Genomic DNA, 18477 nt, shown 5'->3' on the forward strand with positions numbered 1-18477 from the left:
AACTGTTCTAACGTCTCTGCGGCGCGCGCCAACCCCTCATCCCCCCTCTCGAGGAGCGCCATGATCCGCGCAAGAAGAGTCGTTTACGCCGGTGTCGCCGTGGCCGTCCCCGCCGCGGCCGTGATCTACGGACTGCTGCCGGCCAGCGCCGCGACCGCCGGCCCCATCACCGGCATCGGCGGCAAATGCGTCGATGTCGCCAACGCCAGCTCGGCCAACGGCGCCGCCGTCCAGCTCTACGACTGCAACGGAACCGGGGCGCAGAACTGGACCGTCGGCAACAGCGACGGCAGCATCCGGGCCCTGGGCAAGTGCCTCGACGTTTCCAGCGCCTCGACCGCCAACGGCGCCAAGATCCAGCTCTGGGACTGCAACGCCAGCGGCGCCCAGAAGTGGTCGGTCACCGGCGGCGCGCTGGTCAACACCGGTTCCGGCAAGTGCCTGGACGCCACCGGGCAGAGCTCGGCCAACGGCACCCGCCTGCAGATCTGGACATGCGCCGGCTCGGCCAACCAGACTTGGGTGACGCCCGGCGGCTCGACGACGCCGCCGACCACGCCGCCGGCCACGGGGGTCAACTTGGACAATCCGGCTAAGAAGGACGTCGCGATGCAGCTCGTCTCGGCGGCCGAGAACTCGTCGCTCGACTGGCGGGCCCAGTTCTCCTACATCGAGGACATCAAGGACGGGCGCGGCTACACCGCCGGCATCATCGGATTCTGCTCCGGCACGGGCGACATGCTGGAGCTGGTCCAGGCGTACACGAACGCCGTGCCCGGCAATGTACTGGCCAAATATCTGCCCGCCCTGCGCTCGGTGAACGGCACCGCCTCGCACTCCGGCCTCGACCCCAACTTCACCCGCGACTGGCGTACGGCCGCGGCCGACCCGGCCTTCCAGGCCGCACAGGAAGCCGAGCGCGACCGGGTCTACTTCAACCCCTCGGTGCGCGACGGCAAGTCCGACGGCGTACGGGCCCTGGGGCAGTTCGCCTACTACGACGCGGCCGTCATGCACGGCTACGAGGGCATGCGCCAGATCCGCGGCGCCGCCCTGAAGCGGGCCAAGCCGCCGGCGCAGGGCGGTGACGAGCGCACCTGGCTCAACGTCTTCCTCGACGAGCGCGTCATCGAGATGAAGAAGGAGGCCGCGCACGACGACACCACCCGGGTCGACACCGCGCAGCGGCGCTTCCTCAACAACAGCAACTTCGACCTGAACACGCCGCTCGACTTCGCGGTCTACGGCCAGAGCTTCCGCATCGGCTGACGTTCCGGGGCCGGGGCTGATCAACAGCGCCGGCCCCACTAGCGTGTCGGCATGGTCGATCTCGTCATCGCCGGTGTGGCGGTCCTGCTGCTGATCGCGGTCACCGTCGCGGTGGTACGCAGCGAGCGGCTCACCCGCGGGCGGCTGGCCACCGCGCTGGCGGTGGCGGTGCTGGCCGCGGGCACGTTCGCGGTGACCCTCTACCGCAGCCAGACGGGCCCGGCCGAGTCGAGCCCGTCCGTCGTCGTCGCCTCGACCCCGCCCCGGCAGGCCTTCGGCACAGCGGTGCTGTCGGTCAGCGTGCCGATGGGCTCGGGTGACAAATATCCGCAGGGCGCTCTCTGGCTCTCGCCGCCGCGGGCCGGGACGAACGCCTACACCGGCGACGTCTCGCTGCTCTGCTCGACGCCCGGCAAGGACGACAAGGTGCAGAACTGTACCGGCGCCGACCAGCGGGTGTGGAGCGCCGAGCCGCTGGAGAAGCGGGCGACGATCGGGCCGGCGACCGGTGATCCGTTCACCGACCCGAACGCCTGCGACGAGGACAACGGCGTGACCTACGGCCCCGGCTACGTCGAGCTCGCCGCGGGCAAGGGCTACTGCCTGCACCGCGGCGGCAACGTCATGGCGATGCGGGTGCCGGCCTTCCCCTCCGGTCAGCCGCTCCCGGCGTCAATCACGGTCGAGGTCTCGGTTCTTCACTGAGGGCGGTTCCAGGTCCAGGCGTACGCCGTGTCCTCCACCGCCAGACCGGCCTCGCACAGATCCAGCGGGCGGAACGTGTCGACCATGACGGCGAGCTCGTCGAAGGCCTCGGCGCCCAGGGCGCGCTCGACCGCGCCCGGCTGCGGCCCGTGGGTGAAGCCCGAAGGGTGCAGTGAGATCGACCCCTGCTCGATGCCGGAGCCGCGGCGGGCCTCGTAGTTGCCGCCGGTGTAGAACATCATCTCGTCCGAGTCGACGTTGTGGTGGTTGTACGGCACCGGGATGGCCAGCGGGTGATAGTCGACCTTGCGCGGCACGAACGAGCAGACCACGAAGTTCGGCCCCTCGAACGTCTGGTGCACCGGCGGCGGCTGGTGGACCCGCCCGGTGATCGGCTCGAAGTCGTGGATCGAGAACGCCCACGGATAGAGGCAACCGTCCCAGCCGACCACGTCGAACGGGTGGTGAGCGTAGACGTGCCGGGTCCAGCCGGCCCGGTGCTTCACGTAGACCTCGACGTCGGTGCCCTCGGCCTGCAACGGCTCGCCGGGGCCGCGCTGGTCGCGCTCGCAGTACGGCGCGTGCTCGAGGAACTGGCCGCGCACCGAGAGATAGCGCTTCGGCGGTCCGATGTGGCCGGTCGCCTCGATGGTCAGCAGCCGTACGGGCCCGTCCTGCGGCACGATCCGGTGCACCACCGAGGTCGGGATGATCACGTAGTCACCCGTGCCCACCTCCAGCGTGCCGAAGGTGGTCTCGACGATCGCGCGGCCGTCCTCGACGTAGAGGCACTCGTCGCCGACGGCGTCGCGGTAGAGCGGCGACGGGCGGTCGGCCACGACGTATCCGATCCGGACGTCGCCGTTGGCCAGCAGCGGCCGGCGGCCGAGGACCGCGTCGGCCGGGCCGGCGTCGAGCTTGTGGGTTCGCAGATGGCGCGGTTTCAGGGGCAGGTTGGGCGACTGCGTGCTCGCCGGTGGCTCGTACGTCTCCGCGGAGACGATCGCGGTGGGCGCGTGCCGGTGATAGAGCAGCGACGAGTCGGAGGAGAAGCCCTCCTGGCCCATCAGCTCCTCGGCGTAGAGCCCGCCGTCGGGGCGCCGGAACTGAGTGTGCCTTTTGTGCGGCACCTCGCCGACGCTGCGGTAGTACGGCATCGCTGCCTCCCAGAGTTCGCCTGATTGGCAAAACCGACATAGCGGACGTGGTTGTCCGCTTCTCGAAGCGTCTATTAGGTTCGGATTCGTGTCAACGCTGGTGCCTCCGCTCTTCGCCGGGCTGGTGGACGACGCGTCCCTGATGCCGCCGAGCCCGGTCAGCGTGACCGATGCTGTCGCCAAGCACGCCGAACATCGCGACGGCTGGTTCGCCGGTCTGCTCGGGCCGCTGCTCGTCCCCGCCTCGCTGATCGGCGCCGACCTGCGCGCCGGGAAGCTTCCGGTCGCCCTGGTCGGCGACGTCCCGTTCAGCGCCGTGCCGGTCGCCGTCGAGAAACTGCGGGCCGCCGGCGCTGTGGTCCTGCATCTCGAGGCCGCGGTGGCCCGTCGCGGCGAGGACCCGCAGCCTGGCCTGACCAAACTGCGGGCCCTCGCGGGCGAGGATCAAAACCTTGAGGTGTACGCCGAGATCCCGCTCAGCTGGGGCCTGCTGGCCGCCCTCGACGCCGTCGCCGAGGCGCGCGCGGCCGGGTTGCGGATAGCGCCCAAATTCCGGGTCGGCGGGCTGGCCGCCGAGCTCTTCCCGACGCCGGTCGAGCTGGCCGCGGTGCTGTGCGCCTGCCGCGACCGCCGGCTGCCGTTCCGCCTCGCGGCCGGTCTGCGGCACGCCATCCGGCACACCGATCCCGAGACCGGATTCACCCACCACGGCTTCCTGAACGTGCTGACCGCCTCGATCACCGCCGACCGGGGCGCCGAGGTGGCCGAGGTGGCCGAGGTGCTGGCCGCGACCCATCCGGTGCCGCTGGTCGAGGCGTGCCGGGCCCAGCGCGACGGTCCGCGGCCGCTGTTCACCGGCTTCGGGGTGGCCAACGTGGTCGAGCCACTCACCGAGCTGGTCCGGCTCGGCCTGATCAACGGGGGTTATTCATGACGGGCTACGGCCTCGACAATCTGCCGTACGGAGTGTTCAGCGTTCCCCGGGGGGAGCGGCGTCTCGGCGTACGGCTGGGAAACGACGTCGTTGATCTGTCGGGTCTCGGCGGGTACTTCGCGGCGTCGTCGCTCAATCCGCTGATGGCGGCCGGGCGTCCGGAGTGGACGGCGGCACGGGAGGCCGTCCTCGACTACGTAGCGTCGGGACCGCCGACGATCCCGTTGCACGCGGTGACGCTGCACCTGCCGTTCGACGTGGCCGACTACACCGACTTCTACTCCTCCGAGGCGCACGCGCTCAACGTCGGGCAGATCCTGCGGCCGTCGTCGCCCGGGCTGCCGCCGCAGTGGCGTCACCTGCCGATCGGCTATCACGGCCGGTCGTCGACGGTGGTGGTCTCGGGCACGCCGATCCGGCGGCCCTACGGCCAGCTCGGCGCCGGTTCATATGGCGCGACCGAGCGGCTCGACGTCGAGGCCGAGGTCGGTTTCGTGGTCGGCACGCCGGGGCGCCGTCTTTCCACCGGTTCGTTTGAAGATCATGTGTTCGGGATCGTGCTGGTGAACGACTGGTCGGCTCGCGATCTGCAAGCCTGGGAATATCGGCCACTCGGCCCTTTCCTGGCCAAATCGTTCGCCACGTCCGTCTCGCCGTGGGTGGTGCCGCTCTCCGTGCTGGCCCCGGTGCCGGCGCCCACCCAAGATCCGGAGCCGCTCGGCTATCTGCGGCCGGCCGGATCGGCGTACGACCTCAAGCTCTCGATCTCCTGGAACGGAACCGTGGTGAGCTCGCCGCCGTTCGCCTCGATGTATTGGACGGCCGCCCAGCAGCTGGCCCATCTGACCAGCAACGGCGCCTCGGTCCGGACCGGCGACCTCTTCGCGTCCGGAACCGTCTCCGGACCGGCCCCCGACCAGGTCGGCTCGTTCCTCGAACTGACCGCGAACGGCGCCTCGCCGGTGACCCTGTCCGACGGCTCGCGGCGCGGTTTTCTGCTCGACGGCGACGAGATCGTGATCAGCGGATCGTCGGCCGACGGAAAGATCGGTCTCGGATCGGTCAGCGGGATCGTGGTCGGATAGTTACTGTCTGACTGCATGGGAGGTGACGCTATGTCGACGGTCGTGGTGACCCGCCCGATCGACGCGCCCGTCGCGGTGGTCTGGCAGGTCTTCACCGATCTGAGCCGGCGCCGCGAGTGGCTCTCCGCGGTCACCCGGGTCGAGGTCCGCAGCCACGGGGACTTCGGGGCGGGCACCGTATGGCGCGAAACCCGGCAAATGGCCGACGGAGGCGAGGTCACCGAGGAGTTCCGGGTGCTCGAGTGCGTGGTGCCGGACAGATTCGTGGTCACGTCGCCGGGCATCGGCGCCGACTACCGGATGACGTACTCGTTCCAGCCGATCGTCTCCGGACGGCACCGCGGCGGCACGATGGTGACAGTGGTGCAGGACGGCAGCCCGACCGCTCCGGCCGGGCGGATCCTCGCGCTGATCTTCGGGGGTCTGGCCGCCGAGACCGCCGAGGGCGCCCTCCGGCGCGACCTGGACGACCTGGCGGCGGCCGCCTGACATAACCTCTTCTGGTGCTCCGAGTGCTGATCCGTACGTCGTTGGCGCTCGTCATAGCCCTGGTCGCCGCCGTGATCGGCTGGCGTGTCCTGGCGCCGGCCGAGGTGTCGTCGGCCGCGGCCGCGCCCTATCCGGTCGCCAAGACCCGCCCGCCGCAGGTCACCGGGCGCACCAACCAGGCCCCGCTGATCGTCGCCGACGCGATCCGGGTGTACGCGTCGAAACGTCAGGTGCGGGCCGACGCGCCGGTCGACGCGAAAAGCGTGATGACCGCGATCTGGTCGGAGCGGCGCTGGCCCGCGCAGCTCTCCGGCGTCGTGGCCGTCGGCGACACGGTGATCAGCCGCTGGGCCGACGGTGCCCTGATCGCGTTGTCGGCCTCGAGCGGCAAGATCATCTGGCGGGTGTCGAGCGGCATTCCGGCGCCTCCGTTCGACGGGCACCGAACCGGCACGGCGACGGTGTGGGCCCCGGCCGGGCTGTACACCTGGGGCGGGGCGGTGTTCGTCAGCGGCGGCGGCCGGGTGATCGCCTACGACGCCGCCACGGGCGCTCAGCGCTGGTCGTCACCGATCTCGTGCGGGGACGCGTTCACCACCGCGGGCGGCCAGTTCGTCTGCACATCGCAAGTCTTCTCGCTGGCCACCGGGCAGGCGGTCGCCGGGTGGCCGGCCGGGCCCTACACGCCTCTGGGCTGCGGTGTCGCCTCCTCCGGCTGCGGCGGTGTGCGCGACGTGGCGGGCCTGGGCTGGTTGACCACCGGCACCGGTCCGAAACGCGCGGTTGTGCTCGATGAGCAGGGCAGCACGGTGGCCGGCGGCCGCGCCATCCCGCCGCAGCCCGGCGCGCAGGTGCTGGGCGCCTCGCGGGGCCGCCTGGTGCTGCTCACCGACGACCGTCACCTCAAGGTGGGCGACGTGGACCTCACCCTCGCCGTCGACACCGAGAAGCTGACCTGGAAGCCGGGCCTGTGGCAGGTCACCGACCACTGGGTGGCCATCGAGCGCCTGGCCGGCGACGGACCGGCCGATCCCGGCAAACCCGGCCACTACTTCACCACCGACACGGTCATCATCGCCGCCATCTGACCGCGACCGTTCGCCGCCCGCCGGCGTTGAACCACAGATGCGCATCGTGGTCCTGGACGGCCTCCGGCTGTTCGCCGCCGTCATGGTGGCCTTCTACCACTTCGCCGGCCGCAACGACGTCACCGGCGCGTGGGGCGCCCCACCGGCGGTAGCGGTCGCCCGCGTCCACGAGGCCGCGCAGTACGGCTGGCTCGGCGTCGAGCTCTTCTTCATGATCAGCGGATTCGTGATCTGCATGAGCGCCTGGGGCCGCGACACCGGGGCGTTCATCCGCTCCCGCTTCATCCGCCTCTTCCCCGCCTACTGGCCGGCCGTGCTCATCACGGCCACGGTGGTGGCCCTGTGGCCGGTGGTGGCCCAGCCGTTGCGCGTCAGCGACGTGCTCCTCAACCTGACGATGCTCCAGTGGCCGCTCGGCGTGCACGGAGTCGAGGGCGTCTACTGGACGCTGTGGGCCGAGGCGAGGTTCTACCTGCTCTTCGCCCTGCTGCTGTGGCGCGGCCTGACCAGGCAGAGCGCCATGTGGTTCGGCTACGGCTGGTTGCTGGCGGCGGTCATCGCCCACACGAGCCGCGAGAAGCTGCTGATCGCCACGCTCCAGCCGGACTATGCGCCGCTGTTCGTGGCGGGCATGGCGTGCTACCTGATCCACCGCTTCGGAAACGACCTGAAACTGTGGGGCCTGCTGGTGGCGTCCTATCTGATGGCCCAGCACAACGTGATCGCCCGGGTGGCCCAGACGGAGAAGGCGAACATCAAGGCGCCGCTCTCGGACACGACGGCCATCCTGATCGTCACGGCGTTCTTCGCGGTGATGGTGGTGGTCGCCCTGGGCTGGACGGCGCGGGTCCGGTGGCGCTTCCTGACCACGGCGGGCCTGCTGACGTACCCCTTCTACCTGCTGCACCAGAACATCGGCTGGCTGATCATCCGAGCCACCCACGACCACGCCCCGCACTGGCTGGTCCTGCTCGGCACCATCGCCGTCATGCTCGTGGTCGCCTGGCTGGTCCATCGCTGGGCCGAGCGCCCGCTGGCGGCCTACCTTCGCCGCCGTCTTCAACCGCCCCGGCCCGCGGACGTGACGCAGGAACTCCCGATCCTCACGAACGCCCGCCCCTCCCCGCGCCGCCAGTGGGCCGAGGAGAACCGCATCCGAACTCCCGGCCAGCGTTAACCTCGAGAAACAGGCGAACGCTCGGCGCACTACCGATGTGCCGTACGTTCGCCTTGGCCACGAGCCGAGCCTCCGGTGTCCGGCCGCGCTGCCGTCCCCTCATCCCGAACCGGCCGATCCCCAGCGAGACCGCGCTCGTGCAGGAGTTCGGCATCGCCCGGGGAACTGCCCGCCACGCGGTCGAGCTTCTCCGCGAGCGGGGTCTGGTCGCCACTATTCCGGGGCGAGGGACATTCGTCCTCCCCCGCCGGCGGCGACTAGGAAGTCGGCAGGCCCTTTTCAGGGGCCGATCCACAGTGCCAGCCAGCCCGCGACCATGCTGCTCAGGCTGACCGCCAGGGACAGAACGTCGAACCCGCGCGGGCGAGTCGGTTCACCCGCCGCCGGCCGGCCGGGCAGCCCTGAAGGAGCGGCCCTGTGGGTGCGCCGATCGGTGGTCGGCTTCCGGGCCGCGGCGCGGTCCCGGTCGCGGCCGAAGATCCTTCCGACACGGTCGAACCGATGGTAGGCACAACCGAGCAGCCAGCCGTTGCCGATGTGGCGGCACGCCCGCTGCTCGCGCGTGTAGCCGCCGGGTAGCCGTTCTGGCTACGAAGGGCCCGAGCCGATGCGGAGGAGCGGGTTGGGGCGGGTCACGTCGGCGAAGAAGTCGTTGCCCTTGTCGTCGACGACGATGAAAGCCGGGAAGTCCTCGACCTCGATGCGCCAGACCGCCTCCATGCCCAGCTCGGGGTATTCGAGGACCTCGACGTGGCGGATGCAGTCCTGGGCCAGGCGGGCGGCCGGGCCGCCGATCGAGCCCAGGTAGAAGCCGCCGTACGACTGGCAGGCCTTTGTCACCTGGCCCGAGCGGTTGCCCTTGGCCAGCATGACCAGGGAGCCGCCGGCGGCCTGGAACTTCTCGACGTACGAGTCCATGCGGCCGGCCGTCGTCGGGCCGAACGAGCCCGAGGCGTACCCCTCGGGGGTCTTCGCCGGTCCGGCGTAGTAGACCGCGTGGTCGCGCAGGTATTGCGGCATGGGCTCGCCGGCGTCCAGGCGTTCGGCGATCTTGGCGTGGGCGATGTCGCGGGCCACCACCAGTGGGCCGGTCAGGGAGAGGCGGGTCTTCACCGGGTAGCGGGACAGCTCGGCCCGGATCTCGGCCATCGGGCGGTTCAGGTCGACCTTGACCACCGGCTCGTTGCTGACGTCGACGTCGGGCAGGAAGCGGGCCGGGTCGGTCTCGAGGCGCTCGAGCCAGACGCCGGAGGGGGTGATCTTGGCCAGGGCCTGGCGGTCGGCCGAGCAGGAGACCGCGATCGCCACCGGGCAGGACGCGCCGTGGCGGGGCAGGCGGATCACCCGTACGTCATGACAGAAGTAGCGGCCGCCGAACTGGGCGCCGATGCCGAAGTCGCGGGTCAGCTCGAGGACCGCCGCCTCCAGCTCGACGTCGCGGAAACCGTGGCCGGCCATCGTGCCGTGCCGGGGCAGGTTGTCGAGATATTTGGCGCTGGCCAGCTTGGCCGTCTTCAGCGCGTGCTCGGCGCTCGTGCCGCCGATGACCACGGCCAGGTGGTAGGGCGGGCAGGCCGACGTGCCGATCAGGCGCAGCTTCTCGTCGAGGAACTCCATCATGCGCGCCGGGTTCAGCAGCGCCTTGGTCTCCTGGTAGAGGTACGACTTGTTGGCCGAGCCGCCGCCCTTGGCCATGAAGAGGAACTTGTACGCGTCGGGCTGGCCGCCCGGGTCCTCCGCGTAGAGCTCGATCTGGGCCGGAAGGTTCGACCCCGTGTTGCGCTCGTCCCACATGGTGAGCGGGGCCAGCTGCGAGTAGCGGAGATTGAGCCGGGTGTACGCCTGGTAGACGCCCTGGGCGATGGCTTCCTCGTCGGTGCCGTCGGTCAGCACGTGGCGCCCGCGCTTGCCCATCACGATCGCCGTGCCGGTGTCCTGGCACATCGGGAGCACGCCGCCGGCCGCGATGTTGGCGTTGCGCAGCAGGTCGAGCGCGACGAACCGGTCGTTGGCCGAGGCCCTCGGGTCGTCGATGATCGACCGGAGCTGCGACAGGTGGGCCGGGCGCAGGTAGTGGGCGATGTCGTGCATCGCCTCGGCGGTGAGCTGCGTGATCGCCGACTGCTCGACGGTCAGGAACTGTCGCCCGCCCGGGCCCGCGACGACATCCACACCTTCGTCCGTGACCAATCGGTACTCGGTCAGGTCGTCGCCGGTGGGCAACAGCGGCGAGTACGTGAATGCGGCGCCTCTGCTCATGAGCGGCAAGCCTAGGACAGCCGCCGGGGGGTTCGCGAACCGCTCCGCCCTTGCTCACATACCAGTTGGGTCAAGCCCAGGGGATGTACGCCATGTCGCGCCCGGCGACGGCGATCATTCCCCCTGGTCCGACCGCGAAGACCTCGGCGTCGGTGCGCACGTCGGCCAGCAGCCGTCCCGATCCGGGCGCGATGGCGACGATCCGGTCCGGTTTCCGACTGACAACCAGGGCGGCGTACGGGGTGAGGGCCGTCGACGGGTTCGCGCCCACCTGACGGGACCACACGGTGTGATTGCGGCCGAACGCATAGCCACGGAACGTGTTCTTGGCGGCGTTACGGATCACGGCGTAGTTGTCGTTCACCGCGAGCACGTTCTCGCCCTTGGCCCCGTGCCACAGCACCCGGCCGTCATGTCCGGCGAGCAGCTCCTCGCGACCCACCGGGTCGACGCCGAGCAGCACGTCCTCGCCGCCGGCGGGGTCGCGTTCCTGTTTGCAGTTGGAGCCGTTCTCGGCCGTACGAAGGTTGAGACCCTCTTTTTTCCAGACCGGCGACGTCGAGGGCGGATCGGTCGCCACGACGCTGTAATAGCAGGTCCCGTCGCCGGGCGTGCCCGTGATGGTGAGCACCCGGCCGCCCGCGATGGCCACCCGCTGATCCTGCGCGGGCTCGACGGTCTGCGCGACCCGGCCGGTCGCGGTGTCGACCACCCGGACCTTCCCGTCGTCCGGCAGCCCGATCAGGCTCGGCATCTGACGCGGCCGGGCCACGTCGTCGTCGACCCGGTCGGCGGTGAGCTGCCGGGTGTCGGGCAGATCCGGATTGGCGGCGTTGAGGACGAACCCGATACCGCCCGTGTCGACGGTCCACAACGGCTTGCTGCCGCGTGGCGCCCAGGCGGTCAACTGGCAGTCACTGCCCTTCGAGCAATGAAGATCCAACAGAGCGTTCCTGTACGTCCACACGGCGGTGGCCGCGTCGTCCGATCGGAGCACGGTCCCACTGTGCGGATCGAGCACCTGGTAGCCCTTGGTGAGCAGCCGCCCGGTGGCGACCACGGCGTCGTCGCCGTCGCCGGCGATCGAGGCCCAGTCGGCGTCGCTCTCCCAGAGCTTCACCCCGGCGGTGATGCCGTACGCCTCGACGGACGTCCGATATTCGACGACCACCGCGTCGCCGGCGATCGCGACGCTCTGCGGGCTGCCGCCGATCCGCTGCTGCCACCGGGCCGCGTCGCCGGCGATCGGCTCGCTGGTGTTGACCCAGTTCCAGACGTTCGGCCACGGGTTCCACACCCCGGTGGTGGCGAGCACGACCACGATCACGATCGCGACCAGCGCGTAGCCCTTCCAGGGGCTGCCACCCGACGCCATGCGCGACACGCTAGCCAGGTCAATCACCCGGACGATGGATCTCGATCCGCCCGTGTCGAGCGCTTATGTCCTGAAGATCACCTATGGCGGAGCGTGGACTGTGCAAGTTGCACTGTGAGGATGACGTCACGGGGAGTGGATCGCGCAGACTGCCCAACCCGGGGAGCAACTGTTGCCCCAGCGCTGTGACCTGGGACAACCTCGGCCAATGACGCAGACGATGGAACACGGGACCCGCACCGCCGACGTCTTTCCGGTCAAGGGCGTCGATCATCTTCAGTTTCTCGTGGGCAACGCCAAGCAGGCCGCCCACTATTACTCAACGGCCTTCGGCATGAAGCTCGTCGCCTACCGCGGCCCCGAGCAGGGATATCGCGACCACGCCGAGTACGTCCTGGTCAGCGGTTCGGCCCGGTTCGTGCTGACCGGCTCGGTGCACGCCGGGGCGCCCGGCGCCGACCACGTCACCAAGCACGGCGACGGCATCCGCGACATCGCGCTCGAGGTGCCCGACGTCGACGCCGCGTACAAGCACGCCACCCGCGCCGGCGCGCGGGGCGTCACCGAGCCGTACGACCTGAAGGACGAGCACGGCACCGTCCGGGTCGCCGCGATCGCCACCTACGGCGACACCATCCACACGCTGATCGACCGCTCCGGCTACGACGGCCCGTTCCTGCCCGGCTTCGTGGCCCGCGAGCCGATCGTCGACCGTCAGCCCGCCATCGACGCCGGCCTGCAGCCCAAGCGTTTCTTCCAGGCCGTCGACCACGTGGTCGGCAACGTCGAGCTGGGCCGCATGGACGAGTGGGTCGAGTTCTACCGCCGGGTCATGGGCTTCACCAACATGGCCGAGTTCATCGGCGACGACATCGCCACCGACTACTCGGCCCTGATGTCGAAGGTCGTGGCCGACGGCACCCGCAAGGTCAAGTTCCCGCTCAACGAGCCGGCCGTCTCGCAGCGCAAGTCGCAGATCGACGAATACCTCGAGTTCTACGGCGGACCCGGCGCCCAGCACGTCGCGGTGGCCACCAACGACATCATCGGCGCGGTCGACGCCATGCGGCAGGCCGGCGTCGAGTTCCTGAAGACCCCGGACTCGTACTACGACGACCCTGAGCTGCGGGCCCGGATCGGCGAGGTGCGGGCGCCGATCGAGGAGCTGAAGAAGCGCGACATCCTGGTCGACCGGGACGAGGACGGCTATCTGCTCCAGATCTTCACGGCGCCCGTGCAGGACCGGCCCACGGTGTTCTTCGAGCTCATCGAGCGGCACGGCTCGCTCGGCTTCGGCAAGGGCAACTTCAAGGCGCTGTTCGAGGCCATCGAGCGGGAGCAGGAACTGCGGGGCAATCTGTAAGACTCACCTGGTCGCCGCACACAGAAATCGCCCAGGCCCAGGTCGCTAAGGTTCTTCCATGAGTTCGCTGCCCGCCGGTTGGTACAAGGACCCGGCCGACCCCGACACCCAGCGCTACTGGGACGGTGAAGGCTGGCTCGGCAAGGCCATCCCGGCCGACGCGACGCCGCCCGACGGCCCGCCGCCGGTCGAGGAGGAGCCGCCGCCGGCGGCCGCTCCCGCTTCCGTGCCGCCGGCGCCGGGCCCGCAGCCCGGTCCGCCGGTGGCCGGCCCTCCGGTGACCGGGCCTCCCGGGGGCTGGCAGCAACCGTCCGGGCCGCCGCCGGGATGGCAGCAGCCCGGTCCGCAGCAGCCCGGTCCGCAGCAGCCCGGTCCGCCGCAGCCCGGTCCGCCGCCCGGATGGCAGCAGCAGCCCCCGCAGGGTTGGCAGCAGCCGCCGCCGGGTGGCTGGCCGCAGCAGCCCGGTCCGCCGCCCGGGTGGCAGCCCCCGCCGGGGTGGCAGCCGCCGCCCGGGTGGGAGCGGATGCCGCCCGGCATGCGCGCGGCCATGTACCCCGTGCAGGCCCGCCCGCACGGCTACGCGCTGGCCGGGCTCGGTCCGCGCCTGGTCGCCCGGCTGCTCGACATCCTGGCCGTGCTGCTGCTCAACGTCGTGGTCAACGGCTGGTTCGCGTACCAGTGGGCCAAGGAGTTCGCGCCGATCTACCGCGCCACCCTCGACGAGATGGCCAACGGCGGCAGCGCCTTCGACGTGCAGGCCAACGGGCGGATGGACGGCCTGCTCTGGGCCATGCTGATCGTCGCGACCCTGCTCTGGCTGGCCTACGAGGCGCCCGCCATCGCCGGCAGCGGGCAGACCCTCGGCAAAAAGATCATGCGCATCAAGGTGGTCGCGGTCGAGAACACCGAGCCGCTCGGCTTCGGCCGCGCGTTCGGGCGCTGGGCCCGGCTCGGCCTCTGGACACCGGCCTGGGGCTGTGCCGGCATCGGCTTCGTGCTCCAGCTGATCGACTGCATCTCGCCGGTCTTCGACCAGCAGCTCAGGCAGGCGTTCCACGACAAGACGGCCCGTACGGTCGTGATCGCCCTGCCGCCGGACAACCGCCAACCGGTCGACGCCAACACGAAGCCGTCCGACCACCCCGCCCACCGCCCTTGACCTGACCGAAGCCATCCGACCACCCCACCCACCACCCTTGATCGGACCTAAGCCATCCGACCACCCCACCCACCACCCTTGATCGGACCTAAGCCATCCGACCACCCCACCCACCACCCTTGATCGGACCTAAGGACTGAGCTGTATGACTCGCCTCACCCGTGCTGACCTCGACGGCCTCCCGGCGTACGTGCCCGGCCGCAACCTGGCCGACCTGACCCGTGAGCTCGGCATCGCCGAGGCGGTGAAGCTGGCCAGCAACGAGGTGCCCTACGGCCCGCTGCCGGGCGTGGCCGAGGCGGTCGCCGAGGCGATGCTCTCCTCGCACCGCTACCCGGACATGGGTTCGGCGGCGCTGCGCGACGCGCTGGCCGAGCGCCTGGGCGTCGCGGCCGACCGCATCGTCACCGGCTGCGGCTCGGTGGCGCTGGCCGAGATCCTGGTCAAGGCGACCGCCCTGCCCGGCGACGAGGTCGTCTACTCGTGGCGCTCGTTCGAGGCGTACCCGATCATCTCGGCCGGCGTGGGCGCGACCAGCGTCCGGGTCCCGAACACCCCGCAGCACGGGCACGACCTGGACGCCATGGCCGAGGCGATCACCGACCGGACCCGGCTGGTCTTCGTCTGCAACCCGAACAACCCGACCGGCAGCGCCATCCGCAAGGCCGAGCTCGACCGCTTCCTCGCCGCGGTGCCGTCGGACGTGCTGGTGGTGCTCGACGAGGCGTACCGCGAGTTGGTCACCGACCCGGACGTTCCGGACGGCATCGAGACGTACGCCGACCGGCCCAACGTCGTCGTGCTCCGCACCATGTCGAAGGCGTGGGGCCTGGCCGGCCTGCGGATGGGATATCTGGTCGCGCAGCCGGACGAGGCGACCGCGATCCGCAAGGTCCTGACTCCGTTCTCCACCAGCATCGTGGCCCAGGCGGCGGCGCTGGCCGCCCTTCAGCAGGAGGACGAGGTGCGGCGGAGGTGCGCGCTCGTCGTCGCCGAGCGGGAGCGGGTCACCGAGGCGCTGCGCAAGCTTTCGATCGACGTGCCGGCCAGTCAGGCCAACTTCGTCTGGCTGCCGCTCGGCGACCGCTCGGCCGCGTTCGGCCAGGCCTGCGAGAGCCGGGGTGTCATCGTGCGCCCGTTCCAGACCGACGGCGTCCGCGTCACGATCGGCACCCCCGAGGAGAACGACCTCTTCCTGGCCGCGGCGGAAGCGGCTCTCGAAAGCTAAAGGACCTGCGCCTCGATCCGGTGATGGTCCTCCTCGCTCAGCCGGGCGGGGAAGACCCGCCGGCCGATCGTGACCACGAGCAGCACGGCCACGACGGCCAGGGCCGCGGTCACCAGCGGCAGCGTGCCGAGGTGGCCGGCGCGGACCAGGCGTTCGCCGAGGAAGGCGCCGCCGCCGATACCCACCTGGAAGGCGACCACGTAGAGGGCGGAGGCGGCGTCGCGGGCCCGGGGCACGATCCGCAGCACCGAGCTGGCCAGGAAGACCGGGATGGCCGTGAAGGCGCCGCCCCACAGCAGTGCCGCGACCACGGTCGGCACGACGCCGAGCACCGGCGCCAGCGTGGCCGCGGCGACCGCCAGCACGATCAGGAGACCGGCGAGGATCTGGCCCGGCCGCCGGTCCGAGTGGCGGCCCAGCACGTAGTTCGTGACCAGCCCGACCGCCCCGTACCCCAGAAGGAGAGCGCTCAGCGCGACGCCTTCCAGTCCCGCGTCCCGGCGCACCAGCGGCGCGATGTACGTGTAGGCGGCGAAATGCCCGATGACCAGCACCGTGGTGATCAGGCACAGCGCGGCCACCTGCCGATCGCGGATGATCCCGACGGCCGCGCGCAGCTGGGCGCCGGCCCGGACGTTCAGATCGTGCGGAAGCGGCGGCAGGGCCGGAAGAACGCGCATGAGCAGCAGTACGCAGATGGCGCCACCGGCCGCCATCGCGCCCACCGCCGTCCGCCAGCCCAGCCACTGCCCGAGGGCCGTGCCCAGCGGCACGCCGAGCACGATGGCCAGCGAGTTGCCCACGAAGACCAGCGCCGTGGCCCGTCCGGCCTGGCCGGGCGGGGCCAGCCGCGCGGTGACCGGCCCGATGACCGACCAGAACACCCCGTGCGCCAGCGCGCAGACCAGTCGCGCCAGCGTCAGCACGAGGAAGGTCGGCGCGAACGCGGCCGCCGCCTGCGACACCACGAAGATCCCCATGGTGATCGCGATCAGCGTGTGCCGCGGCACCCGCATGGTCAGCGCCGTCAACGGGATCGTGCTGACCGCCGCCACCACGGCGTAGCTGGTCAGCAGCAGCCCGACGTGCGCCTCGTCCACCGACAGCCCGTCGGCGATCTGCGGGAGCAGCCCGACCGGCAGGGTCTCCGCGGTCACGTAGAAGAAGGTGGAGGCGCCGAGAACGGCGAGCCCCGGACGGTTCATGGTCACCGCCGAAGAATAAACTCTTAGAACGAGTAAAAGGAGTGGTTGCCCTGTGACGACGCGCTCACACCAGTTGCTCCGGGTCGTGCACGCCCACCCCGGCGTGACCCGGGCCGACGCCGCGCGCCGGCTCGGCATAGGCACCGGCGCCACCACCGAGCTGGTCGCCCGCCTGTCACAGGCCCAGCTGCTGGCCGAGGCGCCCGCCGCGCCCAGCGGCGCCCGGGGCCGCCCCACCACCACGCTGGCGGCCCACTCCGCCGGCCCGCTGGTGGTGGCGGCCGAGGTCACCCACGAAGGCTGGCGCCTCCAGCTGACCGAACTCGGCGGCGGCGTTCTGACCTCCGCCTCCGGCGATCACGCGGTGGACGACAGCCGCATCGCATCCTGGCCGGCCGTGGCGGCCACGATCCGCGCCGAGATCGGCCGATGGCAGCGGCGATATCCCGGCCGGCTGCGCGCCCTCGGCGTCTCGGTCCCGGGGACGGTGACCCCCGCCCTGCGCCTGGACGCCACCAACGTCGGCTGGCACGACGTCGACCTGACCACCCTCTGGCCCGGGACCCCGCCGCTCCTCGTGGCCGGCAACGATGCCAGCCTGGCCGCCGCGGCCGAATCCGCTCGCGGGGCCGCGAGCGGCGCCCGGGTGGCCGTGCACCTGCTCATCGCGGGCGGCCTCGGCGGTGCGATCGTCGACCAGGGCCGCCTGCTGACCGGCGCCCGCGGCACCTCCGGCGAGTTCGGCCACATGCCGTTCGGAGACCCGGCGGTCCCCTGCCCGTGCGGCGCCCACGGCTGCTGGGGCACCGCCGTCGACGGCAGCGCCCTGGCCCGGCATCTGGGCCATCCGCCGCCGCGCGACCCGATGAGCTACGCCCGCCGCGTCATCGCCTCGGCTGCTTCATCGCCTGCTTCATCGCCTGCTTCGTCGCCCGAGCAGGTCGCGGTGCGGACGGCCGCGGCCGCTCTCGGCCGCGGCATAGCCGGCCTGATCAACGCCCTGGACGCCGACCTGGTCACCCTCGGCGGCGTGGGCCCCGATCTTCTGGCCGCCGCCGATCCCGAGATCCAGGCCTCCTACCGGGCGGGCCTCATGGCGATCCACCGCGCCGATCCGCCACCCATCCGGCCTGCGGCTCTGGGCCCGGACGGGCCCATCGCCGGCGCTGCCGAAGAGGCCTGGTCCGGCCTCATCCCCCAGCTCACCTGACGATCAGCTGGGGGCGCAGTAGCCGGCCACCGGGCTGAGCCACTCGGTGAACTGGGCCTCGATCGTGCCGTTGAGGTCCTTCAAAGTCTTGATCTTGGTGATGTACTTCCGGTCGACCACGCTGGCGTCGACCTTGGCCGCCGACGTCTGCCCGGCCGCCATGAACTCGGGGTCCTCGGCGGTGGCGGTGTCGGCGCGGATCTTCGCGGCGACGGCCTTCAGCTTGGCGGTGGCGGCGTCCTCGGCCTTCTTGGCCTCGGCCGTCTGCTTCGCCTCCTTGTAGGTGATCATCTTGCCCATGGCGGCGCCGAAGTCCTTGAGCTCGGCCGAGTACAGCTTCTGGAAGTTGCCGCAGACCAGCGCCGTGTTCGCCGAATAGTCCGGTTCGGGGGAGGCGCTCGGTGAGGCGCTCGGCGTGGGGGCGGCGGCCGCGTCGGAGCTGTCCGCGTCGCTGTCGCAGGCGGCGCCGGCCAGCAGGGTGCCGGCGGCGATCACGGCCAGGAGGGCGCGTCGCATGAGGGGGATCCTGTTCGTCCGGGTGCGTGGGCCCCGCCGAGGCTACGTTCCGCTCGCCTCATCGTCCAACCGACGGTGATCACCGAGATACCCCGGGCGCACAAACAGCCCGCCCGCGTTTGCCGCCGCGAACGAGCTGAATGTCCCCCGTCGAGCTGCGCCGTCGCACCGGGCTGGGGCGATGTGATACATCCCCGGTGCGGCGGCGACACCCAGACTGCCGAAGGCCGCTCTCGTTCCGCTGTCGTCACGCTATCG

The 18477-nt window shown here is 71.1% G+C and carries 17 protein-coding genes; 12 read left to right on the forward strand and 5 right to left on the reverse strand.

Annotation, left to right across the window (positions count from 1 at the left end):
* The first annotated feature begins 60 nt into the window (after positions 1-60).
* Positions 61-1269, forward strand: coding sequence for a chitosanase (locus ACFY36_RS35135; protein WP_499750195.1), 1209 nt, complete (start codon positions 61-63; stop codon positions 1267-1269).
* 51 nt (positions 1270-1320) lie between these two features.
* Entirely contained in the window at positions 1321-1974 is a 654-nt protein-coding gene (locus tag ACFY36_RS35140; RefSeq protein ID WP_499750196.1) for a hypothetical protein, read from the forward strand.
* Here ACFY36_RS35140 and ACFY36_RS35145 read toward each other — a convergent pair.
* Complete coding sequence (locus ACFY36_RS35145; RefSeq protein ID WP_499750197.1) at positions 1968-3131, reverse strand: homogentisate 1,2-dioxygenase; 1164 nt, start codon at positions 3129-3131, stop codon at positions 1968-1970. The two genes, ACFY36_RS35140 and ACFY36_RS35145, sit on opposite strands and share 7 nt — an antisense overlap.
* Positions 3132-3219: 88 nt before the next feature.
* Here ACFY36_RS35145 and ACFY36_RS35150 point away from each other — a divergent pair, with 88 nt between their 5' ends.
* The 6 genes from ACFY36_RS35150 to ACFY36_RS35175 are packed head-to-tail and all read left to right on the forward strand — an operon-like array spanning position 3220 to position 8236.
* Complete coding sequence (locus tag ACFY36_RS35150; RefSeq protein WP_499750198.1) at positions 3220-4065, forward strand: hypothetical protein; 846 nt, start codon at positions 3220-3222, stop codon at positions 4063-4065.
* On the forward strand, positions 4062-5150 hold the full coding sequence (locus ACFY36_RS35155; RefSeq protein WP_499750199.1) for a fumarylacetoacetate hydrolase family protein: 1089 nt from the start codon (positions 4062-4064) through the stop codon (positions 5148-5150). Before ACFY36_RS35150 ends, ACFY36_RS35155 begins: the two co-directional genes overlap by 4 nt.
* 30 nt (positions 5151-5180) lie before the next feature.
* Positions 5181-5639 carry an SRPBCC family protein gene (locus tag ACFY36_RS35160; RefSeq protein ID WP_499750200.1) on the forward strand — a complete coding sequence of 153 codons (459 nt, stop codon included), beginning with the start codon at positions 5181-5183 and terminating at the stop codon, positions 5637-5639.
* A 14-nt stretch (positions 5640-5653) separates the two neighbouring features.
* Entirely contained in the window at positions 5654-6727 is a 1074-nt protein-coding gene (locus tag ACFY36_RS35165) for an outer membrane protein assembly factor BamB family protein (protein WP_499750201.1), read from the forward strand.
* Between the two features lie 37 nt (positions 6728-6764).
* On the forward strand, positions 6765-7904 hold the full coding sequence (locus tag ACFY36_RS35170; RefSeq protein ID WP_499750202.1) for an acyltransferase family protein: 1140 nt from the start codon (positions 6765-6767) through the stop codon (positions 7902-7904).
* Between the two features lie 35 nt (positions 7905-7939).
* Positions 7940-8236: a GntR family transcriptional regulator gene (locus ACFY36_RS35175; protein ID WP_499750203.1), complete on the forward strand. Its 297-nt coding sequence runs from the start codon at positions 7940-7942 to the stop codon at positions 8234-8236.
* 256 nt (positions 8237-8492) lie between these two features.
* Here ACFY36_RS35175 and ACFY36_RS35180 read toward each other — a convergent pair whose 3' ends face one another.
* Together ACFY36_RS35180 and ACFY36_RS35185 are read right to left on the reverse strand one after the other, a co-directional pair.
* Positions 8493-10163, reverse strand: coding sequence for a fumarate hydratase (locus ACFY36_RS35180; RefSeq protein WP_498692800.1), 1671 nt, complete (start codon positions 10161-10163; stop codon positions 8493-8495).
* Positions 10164-10233: 70 nt separating this feature from the next.
* On the reverse strand, positions 10234-11538 hold the full coding sequence (locus tag ACFY36_RS35185) for a PQQ-binding-like beta-propeller repeat protein (RefSeq protein WP_499750204.1): 1305 nt from the start codon (positions 11536-11538) through the stop codon (positions 10234-10236).
* A gap of 208 nt (positions 11539-11746) precedes the next feature.
* Between ACFY36_RS35185 and hppD the strand changes: the two genes are divergently transcribed.
* From hppD to hisC, 3 genes are all read left to right on the forward strand, one after another.
* Entirely contained in the window at positions 11747-12901 is a 1155-nt protein-coding gene (hppD, locus tag ACFY36_RS35190; RefSeq protein WP_499750205.1) for a 4-hydroxyphenylpyruvate dioxygenase, read from the forward strand.
* 58 nt (positions 12902-12959) lie between these two features.
* A complete protein-coding gene (locus ACFY36_RS35195; protein ID WP_499750206.1) occupies positions 12960-14060 on the forward strand; it encodes an RDD family protein in 1101 nt (366 codons plus the stop codon).
* Between the two features lie 145 nt (positions 14061-14205).
* Positions 14206-15288: a histidinol-phosphate transaminase gene (hisC, locus tag ACFY36_RS35200; protein WP_499750207.1), complete on the forward strand. Its 1083-nt coding sequence runs from the start codon at positions 14206-14208 to the stop codon at positions 15286-15288.
* On the opposite strand, the gene ACFY36_RS35205 is transcribed toward hisC, so the two are convergent.
* Entirely contained in the window at positions 15285-16493 is a 1209-nt protein-coding gene (locus tag ACFY36_RS35205) for an MFS transporter (protein WP_499750242.1), read from the reverse strand. The two genes, hisC and ACFY36_RS35205, sit on opposite strands and share 4 nt — an antisense overlap.
* 52 nt (positions 16494-16545) lie before the next feature.
* On the opposite strand from ACFY36_RS35205, the gene ACFY36_RS35210 reads away from it, so the two are divergent.
* A complete protein-coding gene (locus ACFY36_RS35210; RefSeq protein ID WP_499750208.1) occupies positions 16546-17703 on the forward strand; it encodes an ROK family transcriptional regulator in 1158 nt (385 codons plus the stop codon).
* A 3-nt stretch (positions 17704-17706) separates the two neighbouring features.
* Here ACFY36_RS35210 and ACFY36_RS35215 read toward each other — a convergent pair whose 3' ends face one another.
* Complete coding sequence (locus tag ACFY36_RS35215; RefSeq protein ID WP_499750209.1) at positions 17707-18219, reverse strand: hypothetical protein; 513 nt, start codon at positions 18217-18219, stop codon at positions 17707-17709.
* Positions 18220-18477: the final 258 nt, after the last annotated feature.

Origin of the sequence: Actinoplanes sp. NPDC000266 (genome assembly GCF_042899005.1) — a bacterium.
In the GTDB taxonomy this organism is placed as follows: domain Bacteria; phylum Actinomycetota; class Actinomycetes; order Mycobacteriales; family Micromonosporaceae; genus Actinoplanes.